Source organism: Halorubrum depositum (assembly GCF_007671725.1).
Taxonomy (GTDB): domain Archaea; phylum Halobacteriota; class Halobacteria; order Halobacteriales; family Haloferacaceae; genus Halorubrum; species Halorubrum depositum.
The window spans coordinates 106325-127706 of record NZ_VCNM01000004.1; the positions used below are offsets into that span (position 1 = coordinate 106325).

General features: G+C 54.6%; 19 protein-coding genes, 1 tRNA gene and 2 pseudogenes. 10 read left to right on the forward strand and 12 right to left on the reverse strand.

Translation table 11 applies throughout. The features are described from left to right. Nucleotides 1-30 precede the first annotated feature (30 nt). Nucleotides 31-336, reverse strand: coding sequence for a CPBP family intramembrane glutamic endopeptidase (locus tag FGM06_RS16465; protein WP_080508283.1), 306 nt, complete (start codon nucleotides 334-336; stop codon nucleotides 31-33). A 30-nt stretch (nucleotides 337-366) separates the two neighbouring features. Then, a pseudogene (locus tag FGM06_RS15770) lies at nucleotides 367-1223 on the reverse strand (IS1595 family transposase). Nucleotides 1224-1489: 266 nt separating this feature from the next. On the opposite strand from FGM06_RS15770, the gene FGM06_RS15775 reads away from it, so the two are divergent. Further along, nucleotides 1490-1564 (forward strand) — tRNA-Glu (locus FGM06_RS15775). Between the two features lie 155 nt (nucleotides 1565-1719). Here the strand turns inward: FGM06_RS15775 and FGM06_RS15780 are convergent. The 4 genes from FGM06_RS15780 to FGM06_RS15795 all read right to left on the reverse strand — a co-directional run bounded on the left by FGM06_RS15780 (nucleotide 1720) and on the right by FGM06_RS15795 (nucleotide 4418). Then, entirely contained in the window at nucleotides 1720-2277 is a 558-nt protein-coding gene (locus FGM06_RS15780; protein WP_144800186.1) for a hypothetical protein, read from the reverse strand. A 77-nt stretch (nucleotides 2278-2354) separates the two neighbouring features. Beyond that, nucleotides 2355-2633, reverse strand: a complete 279-nt coding sequence (locus FGM06_RS16320) for a DUF7521 family protein (RefSeq protein WP_080508282.1) — start codon at nucleotides 2631-2633, stop codon at nucleotides 2355-2357. After that, a complete protein-coding gene (locus FGM06_RS15790; protein WP_080508281.1) occupies nucleotides 2630-3007 on the reverse strand; it encodes a winged helix-turn-helix domain-containing protein in 378 nt (125 codons plus the stop codon). The genes FGM06_RS16320 and FGM06_RS15790 overlap by 4 nt, the downstream gene beginning before the upstream one ends. Nucleotides 3008-3458: 451 nt before the next feature. Then, nucleotides 3459-4418 (reverse strand): transcription initiation factor IIB, encoded by a 960-nt coding sequence (locus tag FGM06_RS15795; RefSeq protein ID WP_080508280.1) that lies wholly within the window; start codon nucleotides 4416-4418, stop codon nucleotides 3459-3461. Between the two features lie 179 nt (nucleotides 4419-4597). Here FGM06_RS15795 and FGM06_RS15800 point away from each other — a divergent pair, with 179 nt between their 5' ends. From FGM06_RS15800 to FGM06_RS15825, 6 genes are all read left to right on the forward strand, one after another. Further along, nucleotides 4598-5149 (forward strand): COX15/CtaA family protein, encoded by a 552-nt coding sequence (locus FGM06_RS15800; protein WP_080508279.1) that lies wholly within the window; start codon nucleotides 4598-4600, stop codon nucleotides 5147-5149. Then, nucleotides 5146-5889, forward strand: a complete 744-nt coding sequence (locus FGM06_RS15805; protein WP_206664949.1) for a DsbA family protein — start codon at nucleotides 5146-5148, stop codon at nucleotides 5887-5889. Before FGM06_RS15800 ends, FGM06_RS15805 begins: the two co-directional genes overlap by 4 nt. Beyond that, entirely contained in the window at nucleotides 5879-6394 is a 516-nt protein-coding gene (locus tag FGM06_RS15810) for a disulfide bond formation protein B (RefSeq protein WP_343771647.1), read from the forward strand. The genes FGM06_RS15805 and FGM06_RS15810 overlap by 11 nt, the downstream gene beginning before the upstream one ends. Nucleotides 6395-6546: 152 nt before the next feature. After that, nucleotides 6547-7119, forward strand: coding sequence for a CPBP family intramembrane glutamic endopeptidase (locus tag FGM06_RS15815; protein WP_206668691.1), 573 nt, complete (start codon nucleotides 6547-6549; stop codon nucleotides 7117-7119). 163 nt (nucleotides 7120-7282) lie between these two features. Continuing rightward, complete coding sequence (locus FGM06_RS15820) at nucleotides 7283-8437, forward strand: multicopper oxidase domain-containing protein (RefSeq protein ID WP_058365064.1); 1155 nt, start codon at nucleotides 7283-7285, stop codon at nucleotides 8435-8437. 145 nt (nucleotides 8438-8582) lie between these two features. After that, a complete protein-coding gene (locus tag FGM06_RS15825; RefSeq protein ID WP_241659220.1) occupies nucleotides 8583-9776 on the forward strand; it encodes a hypothetical protein in 1194 nt (397 codons plus the stop codon). Between the two features lie 159 nt (nucleotides 9777-9935). On the opposite strand, the gene FGM06_RS15830 is transcribed toward FGM06_RS15825, so the two are convergent. The 5 genes and pseudogenes from FGM06_RS15830 to FGM06_RS15845 all read right to left on the reverse strand — a co-directional run. Then, nucleotides 9936-10121, reverse strand: a complete 186-nt coding sequence (locus FGM06_RS15830) for a DUF7333 family protein (protein ID WP_058365063.1) — start codon at nucleotides 10119-10121, stop codon at nucleotides 9936-9938. Nucleotides 10122-10361: 240 nt separating this feature from the next. After that, nucleotides 10362-11468: a transposase gene (locus tag FGM06_RS16200; RefSeq protein ID WP_206664950.1), complete on the reverse strand. Its 1107-nt coding sequence runs from the start codon at nucleotides 11466-11468 to the stop codon at nucleotides 10362-10364. A 41-nt stretch (nucleotides 11469-11509) separates the two neighbouring features. Beyond that, on the reverse strand, nucleotides 11510-11890 hold the full coding sequence (locus tag FGM06_RS16205; protein ID WP_206664951.1) for a hypothetical protein: 381 nt from the start codon (nucleotides 11888-11890) through the stop codon (nucleotides 11510-11512). A 451-nt stretch (nucleotides 11891-12341) separates the two neighbouring features. Next, nucleotides 12342-14846 (reverse strand): heavy metal translocating P-type ATPase, encoded by a 2505-nt coding sequence (locus FGM06_RS15840; RefSeq protein ID WP_058365062.1) that lies wholly within the window; start codon nucleotides 14844-14846, stop codon nucleotides 12342-12344. A 191-nt stretch (nucleotides 14847-15037) separates the two neighbouring features. After that, nucleotides 15038-15370, reverse strand: a pseudogene (locus FGM06_RS15845) (arsenic resistance protein); the annotation flags it as partial. Between the two features lie 356 nt (nucleotides 15371-15726). Here FGM06_RS15845 and FGM06_RS15850 point away from each other — a divergent pair. Further along, nucleotides 15727-16548, forward strand: a complete 822-nt coding sequence (locus FGM06_RS15850) for an IS5 family transposase (RefSeq protein ID WP_080508277.1) — start codon at nucleotides 15727-15729, stop codon at nucleotides 16546-16548. 66 nt (nucleotides 16549-16614) lie between these two features. Here FGM06_RS15850 and FGM06_RS15855 read toward each other — a convergent pair whose 3' ends face one another. Next, nucleotides 16615-17610, reverse strand: a complete 996-nt coding sequence (locus tag FGM06_RS15855; RefSeq protein ID WP_144800187.1) for an arsenic resistance protein — start codon at nucleotides 17608-17610, stop codon at nucleotides 16615-16617. A gap of 483 nt (nucleotides 17611-18093) precedes the next feature. On the opposite strand from FGM06_RS15855, the gene coxB reads away from it, so the two are divergent. After that, a complete protein-coding gene (coxB, locus tag FGM06_RS15860) occupies nucleotides 18094-18885 on the forward strand; it encodes a cytochrome c oxidase subunit II (RefSeq protein WP_058365907.1) in 792 nt (263 codons plus the stop codon). After that, nucleotides 18882-21380 (forward strand): cbb3-type cytochrome c oxidase subunit I, encoded by a 2499-nt coding sequence (locus FGM06_RS15865; protein WP_144800188.1) that lies wholly within the window; start codon nucleotides 18882-18884, stop codon nucleotides 21378-21380. The genes coxB and FGM06_RS15865 overlap by 4 nt, the downstream gene beginning before the upstream one ends. Nucleotides 21381-21382 lie beyond the last annotated feature (2 nt).

Genomic DNA, 21382 nt, shown 5'->3' on the forward strand with positions numbered 1-21382 from the left:
GGCGTGGGACTCACGGTTTCTCTGAGCACTTCACGTTACCTGCAAGTAGAGGGCGGAGAGCAATACGGCATTATACACACCATGGATCACAGCTGGGGTTACGAGGTTCTCCGCATATTCGTAGGTGGCGCCGAGGACGAGTGCGAGAACGAACACGACGGCCATGTAGGTGAGTTGGCCATCACCACTGAGAGCTGTCGTGTGACTCACAGCGAAGATCGCACTCGCAATAACGACTGCACTCCCTGGCCGGAAGGTTTGTCGTAGTGTTCCCTGGATAAGCCCTCGGAATAAGAATTCTTCGCCAGGACCAACGAGCAGTAGTGAGAATGGCACTACGCTCTTGTGACGTAGATTGTTGGTGAGTCAGAGAACTGCTTGGACAATCTCTTTCAGTGCCTCTCGACCCGGTTTATGGAGGATTCGTCGCCGAAGCTGGAGCGGTCTGAGATACGCTGTCAGTTTGTCCTTTGAGACGCCTCGATGCGGCGAGAGCCACCGTCGCGCCAGCGACGCGTGGCTCTCGCACGTGTTCACGTGCGCGTCTCCATCAGCGTACTCGCCGTCATCGTGAATTACTGCTTCTCGGTGGAAGTTCTCGTCATCGTCGAGTGGATCGTAGGCCCGAAATCCGTCAGTATACACGGTCAGCGACTCCTTCTCGTGGTTGCCGAGAAGGAGTCGCACCGTCGCTTCGTCGGCGGATTTCGCCGGAATGACGTATCGCTGACCGCTGCCGCGATCCACGAGGACGAACACGGGTGGTTTGTCTTGATCATACGTTCCGCGTCCGCGTCGAGAGAGGCCGCGAGAGCGCGACCAGCGGTCGCGCTCGCGGCCTTTCAAGCCGGAAGAGACGTAGAACTCGTCAATCTCGACCGGGCCAACGAGAGAGATGTCTGGCGCGTCGAGCGTTCTGGCGAACTGCTCGACGCGCCGGCGAAGTGAACGATACGAAACGTCAATTTCAGCATCTAACTGGCGGATACTCGTGTTGAATCGGAGGAACGAGTAGAACGCGAACAAGAGCTTGTCGAGGCCGATCTTCGCGTGCGCGAAGATCGTGCCAGTCTTGTCGTTGAACGTGCGGTCGCAATCCTTACAGAGATACCGTTGATACTCTCGATAGCTGCCGTGTTTGATCACTGACTCAGACCGGCAGCGGGGGCAACAGAGGCCCTCGCGGCGCTCGCCTCTGAACTCAGCAATTCAAATGGGAACATTGCGTTCGGGTGACGCGTTCGCGTCACCCTTGCCCGCTACGCTTCCACAGCGACAGCTCTACCTGACCAACAATCTACTTCCGAAGAGCGTAAGAGGCAAAGGAGGATACCCAATACGTAGGACACCGACCTCATTTGACGTACCGAACTCGCAAAGTCGGAGTGACCACGGACTCGTTATGTAGACACCATGAGTCGTCTACGGATGTCGAATTCTGTTTCGTAAAGTGATTAGGCTTAACTGGATTCGCCAGTGAGATCAATATGCTCCGTTGGTGTAGCTCGGCCAATCATCTCGGTATCTCACGCCGAGGACCGAGGTTCAAATCCTCGATGGAGCATCTCCAACCCGCTTCGACCCTCTATAGGCCGACCTCATATCTGCCCACTACACGACTAGCTTCACAGAATCGCGTGTTGGGCAGGTATACCTCCGTAGAACTAGTTGCAATCACCAGCCTATGTCTGGTTGCTTTTGCTACCGCGACGGTCGTATTTACCGTAGGCGGAACTCCTTCAAGCACGTTGTCGACGGCAGGTAGATGTCAAGAAAGCCAGTGGCATCCTCGTCATCGCCGATCAGAACGATGATCTTCGTATCACGGTTGCTCAGCTGCGTGAGCGTGTCATCTCTACCCAATTGTGATTCGCCGACGACAACGTCGCCGTTTCGGAGACACTCGAAGACGATTTCGTCGAACACGATGATACCGCGGATCACTGTTTCCTCGATACTCGTTGCGACGGAGAATGGTGTCGCGAACTCGAGTACCCATGGACACCCGATCAAGACACTGACAACGCCGTCAGGACGGCGATCGAGACGCCAGCCCCCATCACGAGCGACCAGCCGCCAGCAATACCGCTCCGCCCACGACGACTGAAAGACCGGACGACCCGGATCGATCGACCCATCGCTGGATGCCGTGGTCTCCGCTCTGGTGACCTCAGACCCACGTGATGAGCCGTCAACTCTGCTGGATACACTGTCACTCACCGTGAACACAGCAGCCCCGTTTGTGACGACCGCTCCGCCGACGAGATTGTCGCCCACTCGCTTCAGGGCTGGAAGGTGATTCACCCGCCGTGACTGCTTTCTCGACCGTACATTCGCTCTCGGCAAGATCAGAGCTATTTCTGAATATACAAAGAATACATAATAATCGCGAGTGCGAAAGCGACGAACATACTATTTATGAGGACAACATATGCCAATGAGACAGAGAAGAACTGATTAGCTACACCTGTCAACAGTGCTCCGAGCGTGAGGACACCAAATCCGATACCCAGAACGCGGAGAGAATTCTCACCAGTTCGCCGATAAGCTTTGAACGCGATATAAGTAATTCCACCCCCGAGAATCAGGATTACAAACTTAACTATCGCAATTGCGGGTACAACTTCCTTCATATTTCGTCCCCCATCATTGTCCAGATGTCAGCAAGTCGCTCGTCGGTAGACTGTGATAGCCGCTCGATATTCACCGAAAACTCACCCGTGTCATCCAGGGAAATCATTACGTCATTGAATGACCGCTCGTAGTGAGTGACACGTCCGCCACCGGGATTGATCGTATCCCACTTTCGTACGAGAGCAGCGGAGCTGAGAAGTTCTAATTTGCGATACAACGTCGACTTGGGGATGTCACAGACATCGCTCAATTCGTTTGCAGTCATAGGTTCAATGGTTTCGCGGAGAATGGATCGACACTCAGGATCGTCCAACGCATCGAGGACATCTTGTAACGCCGGTGTGTCCTCAGATGACGCTGAATTGTCTCGCATTGTTCTATTAAATATGTTGGGCGGAATATGGGGTCCAATTGTTCTTCGGGAATGCTCCTGATGGTTCGGATCTAAGACCGGTTGCGATATCCAGCTCATAACAGGTAAGTTGTCGAAAGAATCGCGAGATGAGAGTCGACATAGTGATACTAATAGCGGGGTGTTATAACCTATACTGAGTTTCGGATCGTTGTGCCGTTTCTTCAATGATTTCGGAGAAGCCTCGCCCGAGCGAACTGATGAACTCGTCATTATGAAAGTGGGTACATGTTTGTTCGACAGCAATCAAATGTTTGTCAACTGAATTAACAATATCTATTACGTAAGAAGGTGGCTGGCTACTAACTGTTGTATCTCGATCAATCTTGGTCTCTATCTGAAATTTGCTCATATTAGAATTACGGCTGTGAGTGAATGAAGAGCTGTTTGCTGTCCGAACAGACCCACCCATTCAGGCATGCTTCTCATACACCTCGAGAAGTTCCTGATATCGGTTTTGGATCGTTACTTGGCTGACGTGGGCGATTTCACTTACAGTCTCCTGTGTGAGCTGTTCGTTCGTGAGATGGGTCGCAGCATACAGCGCGGCGGCCGCCAATCCTGCCGGGTTTTTCCCACTGTGGACACCATTATCTGTTGCCACCTCAAGAAGTTCTCTAGAACGTCGTTCTGCTTCATCGCTCACATCAAGCGATGACGCGAATTGTGGAAGATATTGAGTCGGATTTTGCGGCTCGATCTCCAACCCGAGTTCACGGGAGAGATATCGGTATGCTCGCTGGACTCTGATTTTTTTGACACGACTTACGTCGGAGAATTCAGTCAGTGGACGTGGCGTCCCATGCTGTCGAGCAGCCGCATACAACGAAGCCGTTGACATCCCCTCAATCGATCGGCCAGGTAGCAGGTCCTTCTCTACAGCACGCTTATACAGGATGCCGGCAGTTTCTCGGACTGATTTCGGAAGACCGAGAGCAGACGCCATGCGGTTGATCTCACCGAGTGCTTGTTTGAGATTTCGCTCATAGGAATCTTTCGCCCGAAACCGCTCATCCCACATCCGAAGGCGCTGTAGTTGAGCGCGTTTGCGATCAGGAACTGCTTGTCCGTAGGCATCCTTATCCCGCCAACCAATGGTAGTACTCAATCCCTTATCGTGCATCAGATGCGTCGTCGGGGAACCAACACGACTCTTTTCATCACGTTCTTCCGACGTGAACGCACGCCATTCCGGGCCGTGATCGACTCGGCTTTCCTTGAAAATTAACCCACAACCTTCACAAGCCGATTCACCTCCATTGCCCTTCTGAATGATTTGGCCTTGACACTCAGGACACACATTGCTCTCGATACACTCCGAGACCCGCTTGCGACTATCTAACGACTGTTCGTTGCTTTGTTTTTGACACATAATGATAATATTATGGACAGGTTTGCACCTCCAAATCGTGGGTCTTCTTGACAATTCGGAGGGGTGGCTCCGCAATGAACAAGTGGCGGAATCCCACTTAGGGGGAATCCGACCTATACCTTTGTCATCATGCCTTTAACAGCCTTATCGTAATTGGGAGGCATCCCATCAATCGAGATATGGCCCAAAATTCAGCGAACTCAAACTACCTTCGAAAGACGATTTCAGAGGGTCCAGTTAAGTTCGAGCACATCGCCGGCCTGACGCTGGTTCTGACGTACATCGTGATGCTTCTCGGCGCCTATACGAGTGCAATCGGTGCTGGACTCTCTTGCCCCGACTGGCCGAGCTGCTACGGTACCTGGGTACCCTTCTTCCAACCCGATATCATCGCAAATTCACCGTACTCTGCCCTGCAGATATTCGCCGAATGGGCCCACCGGGGACTTGCGATGACTGCTGGCCTCTTCATCGCGGGGACAGCAGTTGGTGCGTGGATTTTCTACCCAGACGATACGTTAGTCAAGTGGTCCGCAACAACGGCACTCATCTTGCTTCCAATTCAGGTCGTACTCGGACGACTGACTGTCACAGAGAACCTCGAACCAATAATAGTCACGACGCACCTCGGAGTCGCTATTCTCATTCTCCTCAGCCTGCTCATGACCGTCCTTACGACCTATCTTCGTGACACACGAGTCGATAAATCCAAAATATGGGGAGAAGCATGACCGATAGCGAACGCATCTCGACTATGCTCACATCATCTGGTGGAGGACATAGACTGTTAACGAGACGTCAGTTCCTCGCGACAAGTGGAGTATTGGCGCTCAGTGGATGTCTCGGTGGCGAAAATAATGAATCAACAAATGCTGCTGTTGATGATGCGGTAGCTAACGCGCCGGACCCAGACGACCCCACATCATCCACATACGCAAGAGCGGGAGCGGCCGACCGACCAACGGTGACCTACTATGGGAACTGGAAATGTCCGTACTGTGCAGACTTCAGCACAGATTTTCTCGGCAATATAGTCACAGACTACGTCGAGCCCGGAGACATCAGCCTACAATTCCGTGCGTTGGCCTACATCGACGGTGAGCCATTCCTCGCCTCTGATGCCCCTCGTGCCGCTCAAGGTGGTCTCGGTGTCTGGAATGTAGCTCCTGAAACCTACTGGCGATACCACGAATACGTCTTCGCCAATCAACCACCGGAGGGTGAGGAATGGGCAACCACTAACAAACTCGTGTCATTCGCTGAGGAGGCTGGAGTAACGGAGACGGAACAGCTCCGGACAAAAATTCAGGAACAAGCCTACGAATCACCGGTTCGAGAGACGAGTCAGGCAGCAGCCGACGCCGGCGTTTCGGGAACCCCCGCCCTTGTGATCGATGGTGAAACAGTCAACCCGCTGAGTGACGAACAACGAACTCGTACCCTTATCGAACAACTCGCAGATGGATCGTGATCGGATCTGGCTCGTATTGGGTAGTGCAACCCTCATCGCCGGGATCGCAACAGCTGGGAGTCTCTGGTTTAGCCTCGGACTGGTACCGTGTGACCTCTGTTGGTACCAACGAATTCTGATGTACCCACTAGTAATGGTTATGGGTGTCGCAGCGATCGAAGCTCGCCCTACTGTTTGGCGGACTAGTATTCCCTTGTCAGTTCTGGGTGGAGTGATCGCAACGTATCACACAGTGTTGCAAGCGCGACAACCACCTGCTCCCTCAAAGGACCGTGTGCCGCTGTACAATAGCAGTTCCTGTAGAAAAGATGACAATTCTGAATCTCTCACTTCTGGCATTCACGCTCATTACAGCCGCAGGAGCTATCTGTATAATTGTATCTGTGAGACAAACGAAGACAAAACCACGCAACCAATGATCAAACCCAATTTACAAGCACAACCCAGTATCAGAACTCGACGTATCGCTTTCACAGATCGATCAGTGACCAGTATTTTCAAATGACAGAATCAACGACACGGATTCAGTCTGTCGGGAGTGCAGTTGGGCTCACGTACGGCTCAACGGTTATCGGGTCGATAATTGTCACCATCGCTGCCGCACTGCTGGGCGCATTCGGGGTCGATGTAACCGCTCGTCCATCGTTGCGCCTCGTAATGAGCACGATCCTATTACAGGGGGTAACATTCGGAGGGCTCTCAATCCTCTATCTCAGATTTCGCGATCTCGACTTCGAATTCGTTTCGCTTTCGATTCCGGACAGGCGGGATATTGCTGTAATCATCGGGGGAATAGGTACACTTCTCGGATTGCTCATTGTCGCATCACGCGTTATCTCCTCACTCGGACTGGAATCGGCGGAAAACCAGGTAGTAACAGTTGGCCAGCAGAATCCGACAGCGTTTCTGATTCTCATCCCTCTATCGTTTCTGCTAGTCGGTCCGGGCGAAGAGCTGTTATACCGAGGACTGGTTCAGGGAACACTTCGAGAAACGCTACATCCAACCCGTGCAATCGTTCTTGCGAGTGCCCTCTTCGCGTCGATCCATCTCTTCTCGTTGAGTGGAGAAGGAAAGCTTGTGTACGTCGGTATCGCATTCGTGCTAGCTCTAGTACTCGGTGCGACCTACGAGTACACCGATAACCTCGTTGTTCCGGCTCTGATTCACGGTGCGTATAATGCGATACAGTTTACGAGCGCATATTTGACGGCCACAGGTGGAATGTAACTGTTTGCTACCCGTTGACCCCGGATACTAGCTCTCGTGACGGAGAACTAAGCGTTTGCTTGCCGGATCCGTCCGGCTGTTACCGAACATGTTAGCGTGCCCTCTCACAGACAGAGATTCTGCAGTCTCCCTTTATCGCGACAGCACAACGTCCAAATGGACCATGACCCGATCTTTCGGTGCCCCTGGAACTGGACTGTCCCGGCGGGAATTTCTCGCTGCAACCGGCGTGACGGGTGTATCGGCGTTGGCAGGCTGTTCATCAAAAACAATTAACGCGCCGACGGCGGCCGCGAACGCCCCGAACGAAGGACAGACGTCGTCTGACCTTCCCTACACCAGTCCTCCAACGGTGGTCAACGTCGACGAGCAGGGAGGTTCCGTAACGATGGGGACGCAGCCGGCGCGACACGCCGTCCACCCGCTCGATTCAATGGGTGGCCCGGTCGAGTTCCCGCGCGTCTGGGCGTGGCAGGCCGACGACAACGACCCGAGCGTTCCGGGCCCGATCCTCCGAACGACCGAAGGTAACGACATGGAAGTGACGCTCGACAACACGAACGGACGCCGGCCGCACACGATCCACTTCCACGGCGTCACGAAGACGTGGAAGAATGACGGCGTTCCGACGTCGACCGGCATCCAAGTCCCGGCAGGCGAGAAACACACGTACGAGATCCCGGCGAACGTTCCGGGGACGCACTTGTACCACTGTCACCTCCAGACCCACCGCCACATCGATATGGGGATGTACGGGATCTTCCGGGTCGACCCCGAAGGCTACGAACCGGCGGACCGGGAATACTTCATGACGATCAAAGACTGGGACTCGCGGGTCCCGAAGAAGTGGGCCGGTGAAGCGGACTTCACGTACGACACGGCCTCGCGCAATCCGGACGTCTTCACCGTCAACGGGAAGAGCGCACCCCGAACCCTCCATCCCGAACAGGGCTCTCCGATCATCGTCGATAAGGGAGATTTAGTCAGAATTCACCTCGTCAACGGCGGGTACATGTCCCACCCGATGCACATCCACAACCACCGCTTCCAGCGCGTCGAAAAGGACGGTGGAGTCGTCCCGGAAGCAGCCCGACACGACATCGACGTCACGAACATTGCCCCCGCCGAGCGGCACACGATCGAGTTCACGGCCGACGCGGACCCCGGCATCTACCTCATGCACTGCCACAAGGTCAACCACGTCATGAATGGGACGTTCTATCCCGGCGGGATGCTTACCGGAGTCGTGTATCGCTCCGTCATGGATTCGGACATCTTCAGCCAGCTCATGGAGTACGCCGGATACGAACCGAACTGATAAGATCGGACATTTTCACAAAACAACCTGATCGGGCTCTCTCCAAAACGTTTTGCCCGGACGGAAATTTCCGCGGAGTCACTTCAACGATTTCGTGAGGGCCGAAAGAGACAGATAATTGTATGCGGATCGCTAAACTTGGGTAATGCTTCCGAGAGGACGCCAACAGGATACAGACGGTGACAGAGAGGGCTCTCATCGAAGGTTCTCCCGCTTATGTATCCTGTTTTCAGTCGGGGTTATCCTCCTCTCTCTGATCCCGACCGTGGCCGCTCACGGTGGCTCCGAAGCGTCAGGCCTCTCGCAATCGCACGGACTGGCGATCGTTCTGATCGGCGTCCTGTCAGTCGGTACTCTCGTACTGCTCAAACGAAGCGGGCGAATCTCTCCGACAGCCGCTCTGTACGGGATTGCGGTCGGCATCGGGATTACTGTCGCCGGAGCGATTCTGTTCGAGGGGCTGGCCCCGGACCCGACGTATCAGGCCAGTTCGATGCCGTTCCCCCGGTCGTGGTATCAGCCGCTCGCGATCGTAACGGGTCTTTCGGTCGTGGTTGTGAGTTTCATCGTCGGGGTCGTGCGTTGGACAACATGTCCCCGGTACATGGTTCTCGGAATGATACTTGGAGGATGGATACTGTATCCGTACCTACTTCCGGGTTTTAGCGGCTACACGAATCCGATAGGTTACGGGATTGTCCTCGCAACACCACTGCTCGTTGGATATATTCTCTGGAAAGATGTGGGCCCGACGCTGTCCGTGATTCTTCAGGATCCGGTAGCACGTCGGTTCGGATTCGGTATCGGAGCCATGGTGAGTATCTTTTTTATGGCGACATCGGGGTATCTGTCGTTCTTCAGTGAGGAAGGTGCCCCCGAAGAGACAACTGTGGCCGTCTTATCCGTACTGTATCAGATCGTACGGTGGCCCACACTCGAAATACTCCTTCCGGACGTTCCGTTCTTCATCGCTATCTCTCCGGGAGTACTACTGGTACTCGGATCGCTTGGCGTTCTCGTGGGCCTGAATGCGGCCGCCGTTGCTCACTCTTGGCGTCTCAATCGTGAGGCAGGAGCGACACAGGGCACCGCCGGGACGGCGACGGTCGTCGGTGCGTGTACGTGTGGATGCTGTGGGCCGCTCGTCTCCCAAGTCGCAGTAATCGCCGCGGGTCCCACGATTGCGGCGCCGATATACTGGATCTTCGTCGATTCGGCGTCGCCGCTCAACTCGATATTCCTCTTGGGTAGCATCGCGCTATTCACCGGGACGCTCATCTATTCGATCGATTCCGCTACACCTACCCGAAAAGACGTGTTTGAGGTTAGTGCGGATTAGATAGACTCAACTACATCTGTTGATATCCTCTGTCGGTGATTGTTCACCGAGGTCTTGTTGAAATAAAGAGCGTATTGATCAGCAATATCAATCGGATAGAGACAACGCAGGGCGAGCATGGATCTCGACCCTGTGAATCTCACGGACTGGGCTGTACCACTACGGACTAGCGCGGAACTCACCGTGCTTCATCCCGAAGAAGAACGCGATGACCGAGAAGACGATCATTGAGGGGAGGACCATCATGAAGACCGTCGAGGGGGTCATCATAACCGTTAGCGCGACTGTTGCGACGGCGACGATCACAGCAAGTGGAATCACCGAGCGCGTGAAGTCGAATTCCATATCAGGAATGGTGGCTGGACAAACAAAGTGTTTAAGAAAGCAAATCTGATGATCAACTGATTTACAATTATCGCCGTGAAATCACACTGGCCGAGTGCTACATAGATCCTCTGATGGCACCGTAGAAAGGGGTGTTCTGACGAGAACACCCCGGCCCGATCACCGGTGATTCTCTCATCAAAACGGAGCCGTCACCACACAGGGACCAGCTGACAGCGACAAACGACACTTCTTGCCCGGCTATCCTGTCGATTTCTCTTGCTTCGCCTCCGATTCCAGGAATCTGGAGGCTCGCTTCAGGTTTCTCCCCATTGCTTTCGCTATCGAGGCGTTTTTCACCTTGATTTTCCCCGTGAACTTCGTTTTCTCACCGTCTTTGTGATACATCTCGTTCATCAATGACTCAACTCCGGCACGTAAGTTCAGGAACTCCTGTTCCGCTGGATCATCCAACCGCCTCCGTCGCTGAGCCACTTCTACCCGCCGTTCCCTGAACCCGTAGCTATAGTGTTCTTGCTGTTCCTCGACGAAACAGTTCTCTTGGTGCTGGCAGCCATCACAGAACTTCTTGTCCATCTTCCCCGAGATACGGCCGGTCTCGTAATGGTTCTGCTCGAATGGTTCGTGTCCGGCAGGACACGCAACCATTCTCGTCCCATCCCACTCTGGGGCGGCAAGCGACATCTTCTCCGCCGCAGGCCGTTGACCCGTGATTCCTGTGAAGTGCTGCGTGATCTCCTGATCACGGCAGCACTTTTCTACTTCCTTGTGCGTGTACCCACCATCTACGAGCAGGTCACGTAATCCCGTTTCCTCGGCGAGATTCCTCGCGTCTTCGGCCAAGAGGTCTCCATCATCCGTGTTGTTCGTATCGACTCGAACCGCCGTAATTAGACGAAACGGATTTTCACCATCGCATGTCTCAGCGATATTCGACTTGTAGCCGAAGTAATCTTCCGCGTCCTTGGAACGATACGTCGCTTCGTCGTCGTGAGGGTTTTGCAGTGAGCTGCTGTCGATCTCGTCGGACTCTTCCAGTCCGATGTGATCGTGTCTGTCTTCGGCGTCTCTTTCTAACGACTCGGAGTCGGGTTCATCTTCGGCAGTCTCTGTAGAGTCACTTGAAGAGGTGTACGTTTGGAGTGGCTGCCAGCCCGGTGACTCGTCACCGGGATGGCCCTGATCAGCAGAATCCTGATTATCGTCATCGTCTTCGAGATCAGGAATGCGATAGCATTGTTCGTCGAGGACACGCTGTAGATGAGCGAAGCTGTTCAACCCGGCGTATTCATCCTCGTCTCCGAATCGATCAACAAGCCACGCAGTATGCTCGGCGAGCGTTTCCATCGTTGCGGGAATTTCGCCCGGTTCAAGATGATAGGACAGCTCTAAGTTCTCGATGTCGGCGAACTCGTCATTCCAGCAGGAAGTTCCTGTGCGATCTCCCGAAGGAGATCGCACAGGAAATTGTGAAGCACTTTAGCGAGGAGATCGACACGAGACAGTTGCTTGATGTTGGCCTCAATGAACGTCGAATCCATCCGTTGAGTACTCGCATCAATCTCAAATTCACCCTGAAAGTAGGTACGGTGATTCTCGAAAACCTCGTTTAGCAGGTCGTGACCGGTCTCTTCTTCGTATTCCATCAACCGACGGCGGAAATTGGTGAGTGTCTTCTCACAAATATTGTCTCCGAGTGTCTCCTTTCCTAATACGTTCCTGACGCGAAAGTCGAAGACGTAGGCGTGTTCGAGCTCTTTGTCGGACATACCGGCAGGTGTTAGATAATCTCCAAGGAGACAAGCTCGTTGACTGGCTTGTTCGGACGGCTATACCCGTCGTGGTATAGCCGTTCGAACTTTGTTTCATCAATTTGGGTGAAAACATGTTCGCAGAAGTGAGTAGACCAGTGATTCTGCAGTTTCTTTCGTATCCTGCCTGAAAGGTCTTTCAAAGGCGAAAAGAGCATCTCTTGCTCATGTTCAGTATTTTCTCTAAACACGTTATTACCCAATTTATTGACTTAACGAAACTCTGATGTAAATAACTTACAAATATTATTTTAGACACCTCAATTGAAGTCACATAGAAAACTCAGGTAACTCATCAATACACCTTTCTACGGTGCCGTCATCCTCTGAATTTAGCACGAAAAATCTATCAACTCCTGAGGATTTCAACCGAGCGACTCAACTCTGTTCTCGTCTTGGCTCGTACATGCTACTGAAGCAACTTTCGTCGGGTGTTCACAGCGACTAGACCGCCGCCGGCAATGACTGCGATCGCTGCTGACAGCGGATTGAAGAACCCGACGGCCAACGCCAAGAGAGCGATTCCGTTGTAGGAGAACGCGAGGAGGTTGTTCTGTTTCACGCGACGACGAGCCGCACCCGCTAGGTCGAAGGCGGTTTCGACGGAGCGGATGTCGTTGTCGACGATAGCGATATCGGCGGCGTCAGCAGCTAACGCCGTGCCGCCGCCCAACGAAATACCGAGGTCGGCGGCTGCGAGTGCCGGGGCGTCGTTGGTACCGTCCCCGATCATCGCGACCTGACCGTCTGATTTGAGTCGCCGGATCGTCGCCGTCTTTCCTTCCGGTGGAACCTTCGCGAAGACGTGCGTCACGGCTTCGTGCTGCTTGAAGAAGTCCGTCGCTTCCTCGTCGTCACCGGTCAAGACGACGATGTCCGTGTCTCGTGCTCCGAGCCGAGAGATGGTGTCGTCCCAGCCGTCCCGCGGCTCATCGCCCACGACGATCAGCCCCTCTGCTGTCCCGTCGCGACCGACGACGACCGAAAGCTGACCGAAGCCCCGAGCGTCGGCGACACGAGACCGGATGTCGTCGTCCACGGTCCACCCCTGTTCCGCGAAGAGATCGAGGTTTCCGACAAGATACGGAGTTCCATCGATCACCCCTTCGATACCGGACTGGTGATTCGTGAACTCGCTTATCTGGCCTGTTTTCTCTGTCTCATTACCGTTATTGTCCGAGTTCGATTGATCGTCAAGGCCTTGGTCGGTCGCATTCCTGTGGGCGAAAGCCGTTGTGATGGCGTTTGCAGCGGGATGTGATGCTCGTTGTTCGAGCGCTGCGACGGCGTCAAGGAGGTCCGCAGGAGCGTCCGCTTCGATCACCTCCATCTCTCCGGTCGTGAGGGTCCCCGTCTTGTCGAAAACAACGGTATCGATGTCTCGGAGTCGTTCGAACACCGTCTCGTCGAAGATAATGATCCCCCGACGGAGTGCACTTGCGAGGCTCTTCGCGACCGAGAGCGGCGTCGCAAGTCCGAGGGCCCACGGCGAACCGGCGAGGAGGACCAGCAGTGCGAGGAGGATCGCGTCCGGGATGCTCATGTCGAACGCGATTACACTGGCACCACCGATCGCAACGGCGGCTCCGACAACGAGAAGTACCGCGTACGACGCGAGTTGGTCGGCGTGGCGTTGGACGCCGTGAGTCGCGCTCTGGAGGTCCCACACGGCTGTGGTTATCCGATCGATACTGCTCGTCACGTCCGTGCCGACACGAACCAAGGCCGCGCCGTCCGTGACGATCGATCCACCAATGATCTCGTTGCCGGCGCGTTTTAGCACCGGAAGCGACTCGCCAGTGACGATCGCTTCGTCGACGGTACAGCTGTCTTCGACCAGTTCACCGTCTACTGGGACTCGTTCACCCTGTCGAACGAGCACGACATCCCCTGAATTGAGGTCCTCCACGCGAACTTCCTCAGTCTTCCCGTCCGAGTCATACGTTCGTGCGCGCTCGACTTGTGATATCGTGAGTTCGGTGAGGCGATCAAGGGCGCGCTGCTTGATCGACGACTCGTAGAACACCATCGCGGTGACTGCGGCCGTGACGACGATCGCGAGGTCGTAGAAAATGTCGTTTTGTCCGAGGATGACAGCGGCCGTACTGTACGTGTACGCGCTGATCGCGGTGATCGCGACCAACAGGTCGGTGTTCGGGCGTCGCATTTTGAGACTGAGGTATGCGCCGCGCAACACCGGGAGACCGGTGAAGAGGAGAATAATGCCGGTCATCACGAAATACAGCCGGAGGAAGACGAACGCTCCCTCGCTATCTAGACGGAAGGCACCCTCGAATATTTCGAGCGCTTGCCAGTCAAATATTGACGCAAGGTGAGCGGGATAGATAATTGCGACGTACGGGACCAACAGAAACGCACCGAAGAGGAATCCGACGGAGTATCGCATTCCCAACAGCTGGTCGTCTCGACGCTTTCGAATTCCACCCATCTCTCGTGCTCGGCGCGTCGTCCCACCGGTTTCGCTCACGTCTGACGAGGCATCCTCACGGAGATACGCCGTATACCCGAGGGTACTCAATACATCACGCAGCGACTCCTTCGAAACAGTGTCTGGGTCGTGTTCAACTCGGATCGTCTCGGTGACGTAACTCGCCTCGGCACTGATCACTCCCTCTTGTTTCTCAGCGAGAGATTCAAGATACGCCTCACACGTCGCGGAGTACATGCCGTCAATCCGGAGGAACGTCCGAGAACGATACTGATCGGGAGGAACAGTGTCGTCTCCCTCATCAATCTTGTTCTCAGTTGTGGTCTGGGTGACATCGAGAGAATCGGGAGCCCCAAGCGTCGTGTGTACATCGTGGCACCCGCTCGAACAGAACGAGCGTTCACCATCAGCCTCGAACGTGGAAGACTGAATCTCTCGACCACACAAATAACATTTTTCAGTCATATATTAGTGGGAGTGGTTCATGCTGTCTGTCTGAGAGCACACCGGTCTGAATGGACACTATGAACCATGTTTTTTATAGAACGTATTCGGATGATAGGGTGTCTGTCGCTTATGATTCGGTAAGTGGGTCGTGTTTATGTGGTTGTTGATACTCTCTGTGGTGGATCTGTGTCAATCAGTCGTATCCACACCTACGTAGCATCCTCGGAAATATGCGACCACCACCCTCGCTCGCTGATCGCTATGTGTACTTGAGCGATGATCCCCAACAGGGGCAGTTCCAAGAGCGGACCGATCACAAGCGCCAACGGAATGAGTGGTTCATTCGGGAACGCGACGACGGCGATCGCGAGTGCAGTCGGTGAGTTTCGCGACAGGATAGTGTTGTTGAAACACACGAGTTCCTCGTACGAGAAATCAAGCATACGACCAATAGCGAATCCGACACCGAGGTTGATCACGTAAAAGGCGATCACGGGAATCGCCATCACAGCGAGCAGTCGCGGATTCTCGACGATTACCTGAATTGAGGCGCTAAGGCCCCTTCCTCATTCGTCTTTAGTTAATACTCTTAGTAATACTTAGTAGCTTCATATTCGATCCAGATTCGACACGTTCGTGCCGGCAATAGGTGGAAAATGGCGGTTTTGAGGGTTGCTTGTCGTTCGATATCAGCAACAACAGAATCTCAGCCGTGATTTCTACTACATCTAATACTCTTAGACATAATTTAAACTCAAGTATTACTACTGGGCTTAACTAAAGACGAATGGCCCCTTCCTCAACGAGCGACCGAAGGGAGCGAGTAAGGAGGGGATACAGCGCCGCGGCTCTGTTGAAATCCTCAAAGAGTTACATGTTTAGCCTGTAATTCGACGAAATGAAGGCCCTCCCGAAGTCGCAGATTCTCCGTTTTGCTGAGAAGGCGATCCATCTGGCGCGTCGAGCGGTCTCCCGATACTCCTCGAAATTTTCTAAACACCGCTATACACTTCCCCAACACGTTGTTCTGTTGTGTCTCAAAGTTCAAAAGAACACAACCTACCGTGGCTTGCTTGACGAACTGATCGAGATGCCACGCATCCGTCGAGCTCTTGGATTAGCTGAACTTCCTACTCCTTCAACGCTCTGTAAGGCGTTCAATCGACTTGATATGACCGTATGGCGTATCATATTGACTCTCTCAGCGACGCTACTTCCGACGAGCGGAGTTGTTGGAGTTGATGCATCAGGGTTCGACCGCAGTCACGCTTCGAAACACTACACGAAACGCGCCGAGCTCACGATTCAGCAGCTCAAAGTGACGCTGCTGGTCGATGCGAAGGTGAACGCAATCCTAGATTTACACGTGACGACGACCCGGAAACACGATAGCCAGGTTGCGCCGTCACTGATCAAACGCAATCCCGAGAATATCGACATTCTGCTCGGTGACAAGGGCTACGACGACCAGAAGATCAGGCGGCTTGCTCGTCAACACGAGGTTCGTCCACTGATCAAGCATCGTGAGTTCACATCGCTCCATAAGGCATGGAACGCGCGCTTAGATGCTGATCTCTATGGCCAGCGGAGTCAATCCGAGACAGTCAACTCTACGCTCAAGCGGAAGTACGGTGCGTTCGTCCGCTCACGACGATGGTGGAAGCAGTTCCGTGAACTCACCATCGCTTGTCTCAGTCACAACATCGACCGATCACTCTGAGTGGTCAAGACATATGATTCACAGACCGCTCAGGATCAGGGAGTAATGATTCTTGCCAGTCTTCATTCAGTCTCTGCTAAACACCGTTGCTGGATCAAACGGCCACCACTCGCGGTTTCGGATCGCCAAATGGATTTGTGCAATGAAGCCTAACAGCGGAAGTTCCAACAGCGGCCCAATAACCAGTGCGAGCGGGATGAGCGGCTCGTTCGGGAACGCGACGACGGCAATTGCGAGGGCCGTCGGTGAGTTCCGTGAGAGGATCGTGTTGTTGAAACAGACCATCTCCTTGTAGGAGAACGAGAGTACTTGTCCGACGCCAAACCCGATGCCGAGATTGATCGCATAGAAGACGAGAACGGGAACCGCGAGAAGAGCAAGTAATCCGGGGTTTTCGAGGATTAGCTCCCCCTGCGAAGCGAACATTGCGCCGATGGCGAGACTGAGGAAAATAATCTGGAGCGGACTCAATTTCGGCAGGAAGTGCTGCTTGAACCACTGCGTCCCCTTTTGTCGGGTCAATGCCCACCGAGCAAGTCCACCAACCACAAGCGGGACGACGAGTACGAGAACGACGCTTTCGATCAGCAGCTCCATCGGTAACGCGACCAGTTCGCCCGCGAAGACGTACAAGTAGAGTGGAAGCAGTATCAACTGGAGAACGAGGTTGTACGGGAGAATAGAGGTAGCCAGCGGAACATCTCCGTCCGCAATATCGGTGAAAATGAGATACCAATCCGTACATGGTGTCACCATCAGCATGATGAGTCCGACCCACAGGGCAGGGTGATCTCGAAGGAAAACCGCGCCGAGTGCCACCGCTAACAGCGGACTCCAGATGAAATTGACCAGAAGACTAGACCCGACTACACGACGATTTCCGAACGCTGCCCGGAGGCGAGAGAGTGGGATTCCGGTGAACGCGGCGAACAGCATCACCATCAAGAACGGGAGAATGAGTGAGTCCGCAATCGGCGGAACACCAGCGATCTGACCGAGCACTAACCCACTCAGAATCGCAATAATAACGAATACACTCTGGTACTTCTCGACGAAATCCATTCTGTTGCGTCTGTGTCGGGAGCCATCCTAAGGATGTTGCTTATTGTAATGACACTAAAGAGATAGATTGGGAATACAATAGACAATTTTGTGACAACGTGAGACAGTCACTGGCCATTTCTGGTCCATATGTAGCGAGTGAATTAGTCTCAACTGCAGAAGATCCCACGAGCGCAAAACCGAGGGGGAGAGAAGGAGACACGTGGAGGCTCTCGTCGATGGCGACCGCGTCGAAATGGTGGTCGTTGATACAGTTGGAACGTCGTTCATGAGCTGGAATACAGTCATATCGAACGCGCGACGGAAGGGTATCTGTCTCGGTTTCGGATGCGTGTCTGATTGCGCAAATCGTCTGTTACAATCTTGCTCTGTCGGCGTCGCCGTAACGTCTCGTCCGAGAGTTCGGTGCGGCCATTCTAGCCGGACGATACAAAATAATAAGTGTACCCTCGTGAAGGGGCGCGCAAGAGTCGAAAGGCAAACATGATAGATCCAATTATCCTGCAACAGGGGAGCGACTGGCGCGCGCAGGCGGAGGTCTTCGACGAGATCTTCTTCGTCTTCCTCGCGCTCGGTACGCTCGTCGGCACAATCGTCGTCGCGTACACGCTGTGGAACGTGTTCAAATATCGCGACGACGGCAGTGAACCGAAGGAGGACTTTGACGCGCCGATCGTCGGTGAACTCCCGACCGGACAGGGCGGTCCGAAAGCGAAGAAGCTCTTCCTGTCGTTCGGATTGAGCGCGATCGTCGTCATCAGCCTTGTCGTGTACGCGTACGGACTCCTCCTCTACGTCGAAGAGGGTCCAGACACGAGCGACGCGGGGAATATCGAAATCACCGTCGAGGGGTACCAGTTCGGTTGGGAGTACATCTATCCGAACGGTTACTCCACGAGGGGCGAGATGATCGTTCCGGCCGATCAGCGGATCGACCTCAACGTGACTTCACGCGACGTGTGGCACAACTTCGGCTCGTCGGAGTTACGGATAAAATCCGACGCCATCCCCGGAGAGTACAGTAGTACCTGGTTCTCCGTGAGTTCCGAGGACGTTGAAGCACAGGGTGGCGAAGCAACTTACCGAGTCGAGTGCTTCGAACTCTGCGGCGCGGGCCACTCTGCGATGACTGGTCAAATCACGGTGCTCCCGCAAGACGAGTGGGAAGAATGGTATGCTGGAACCCAAGGTGAAAACACTTCTAGTGTCGACAGCGCTGGCGCCGGAAATGCCTCCAGCGTTGACAACGCAGTCATTCGAGGTGCCCCCGCATGAGCGAACTCCCGCCAACGACTTCCGTCAAACGATGGCTCGTCACGACCAACCACAAGGACATCGGCATCCTATACACGATTACTGCCCTGTTCTTCCTACTGTTCGGCGGTGTCCTTGCGCTGCTGATCCGTGTCCAGCTCTGGGACCCGATGAATCAGATCCTGTCTGGGCTCGCGTACAACGAGGCCGTCACGGCCCACGGACTGATAATGGTGTTCTGGTTCCTCTCCCCGTTTGCCTTCGGCTTTGCAAACTACTTCGTGCCGCTCCAGATCGGTGCCGACGACCTTGCGTTCCCACGGCTTAACGCGCTCTCCTATTGGATGTACCTGTTCTCCGGCGTACTGTTGTCAATCAGCTTCTTCCAGGGCGGCACGCTGAGCGCTGGCTGGACGATATACGCTCCGCTCAACATACCCGCGTACACACCGAGTATCGGCTCAACGGGAGCGATACTGGCACTCGCGATGTTCACCATCGGAGTCACCGCCTCGTCGGTGAATTTCCTCGTGTCTATTCATCACTCGCGTGCCGAAGGAATGGGGATCATGGATATGCCGATGTTTACCTGGACCATCCTCGCGACCGTGTGGATGATGCTGTTCGCGTTCGCTGCATTGCTCGCTGCGGGACTCATCCTCGCGTCCGACCGCGTGCTTGGGTCGGTGTACTTCTCCGCAACAGAGGGCGGGTCCCTGCTATGGGGCCACCTGTTCTGGTTCTTCGGCCATCCGGAGGTGTACATCGTCTTCTTCCCGGCTCTCGGTGCGATGTTGGAGCTGTTCCAGACGTTCTCAGGGCGCCGGCTCGTCGGACGGAAGTGGGTGATCATCGCCATCTGTCTTGTCTCCGTCCAGTCGTTCCTCGTATGGATGCATCACATGTTCCTGACGACGATCAACCTGGAGATCAAGACGCTGATGATGGCGACCACTATCGGGATCTCCTTACCCTTCGACCTGATCGTGTTCTCGCTGATCTACACGCTCATCAAGGGACGAATACAGTTCACGACACCGTTCCTCTTCGCGTTCGGGGCGCTACTATTGTTCATCCTCGGCGGCATCACCGGAGTGTTCCTCGGCGCCATCGTCCTCGACTACGAGTTCCGTGGCACCTACTGGGTGGTCGCGCACTTCCACTACGTGATGTTCGGGGGGGCGACAGCCCTGATCGGCGCTGCGTACTACTGGTTCCCGAAAATAACCGGGAAGATGTACGATGAACTCCTCGGGAAGATCCATTTCGTGCTGTTCTTCATCGGGTTTAACGCCGTCTACTTCTCGATGTTCCTCGGCTGGGAGACGCCGCGCCGTGTCTTCGAGTACAACCCCGAACTCCAGATCTATCACCAGTTCGGGACGATCGGTGCATTCGTACTCGGATTCTCCTTCTTCATCATGTTCTACAACTTCGCGAAGTCGTACGTTTCCGGCGAGCCCGCCGGCGACAACCCGTGGGACTACTCGCGGACTGCCGAGTGGGCCATCTCTTCACCGCCGCCGCTCCAGAACTGGCCAAACCGGCCGTCCTACGCGTCCGGCAAGCTCGAATTCGTGAAGGATTATGTGCCCGACAGAGGTCCGGCAGTGAAGACCGACGCCAACGGGAACGGGGCGACTGACGGTGGTGACACCCACTCCGAGCACATCAAGGAGTACCCGTACTGGGACAAGCACCCGAGCCACGCAAGCATATGGCCGCTCACACTCTCGTTTGCAGTTGGTGTGTTGTTCCTCGGGCTTACCGGATTCCGCGATAACGTTGTCTTCGAGGTCGGCGAGTCGCTCGCATCGACGAGCGTGACGATCTCGAATCCGGTATACCCGATACTCATCGTTGTCGGATTGGTCGGACTCGTCTGGACCGGGGTGAAGTGGAGCCTCGAGGACTTCTATGCCCCACCGACCGAGTTCGCCGAACGGTGGCCGTTCGAAGGTGTCGAGAAAGTCAAGCTGGGGATGTGGTTCTTCATCGCGTCGGACGTGATCGTCTTTGGCGCGTTCCTCTCCGCGGCCATCTTCGTCCGGTACAACGCCGGCTGGATGACGTGGGAGCCACTGGCCGAACCACTACCGGGACTGATCAACACGTTCGTGCTGCTCACCTCATCGTTCACCGTGATCTTGGCGCTGGTCGCTGCTCGCCGGAAGAGCCGGCAGGGCCTGCTTGCGTCACTCGGCGCAACGATAGTGCTTGGGTTCACATTCCTGGGTATCAAGCTCTGGGAGTGGAACAAAGAGATCTTCGAGCGGGGCGTGACGATTTCGGCGAACGCCCACGGTGACCCAATCCAGGCGTCGATCTATTACGTGACGACGGGGCTCCACGGGATCCACGTAGTTATCGGCCTCGTGATCGCCATCTTCCTGTTCGTCAGGGCGTATCAGGGGCACTACTTAGAGGACGAGCGGCCGATCGAGTACTTCGGCCTCTACTGGCACTTCGTCGACATCGTCTGGGTGTTCATCTTCCCGCTGTTCTACCTCTTCTGAGG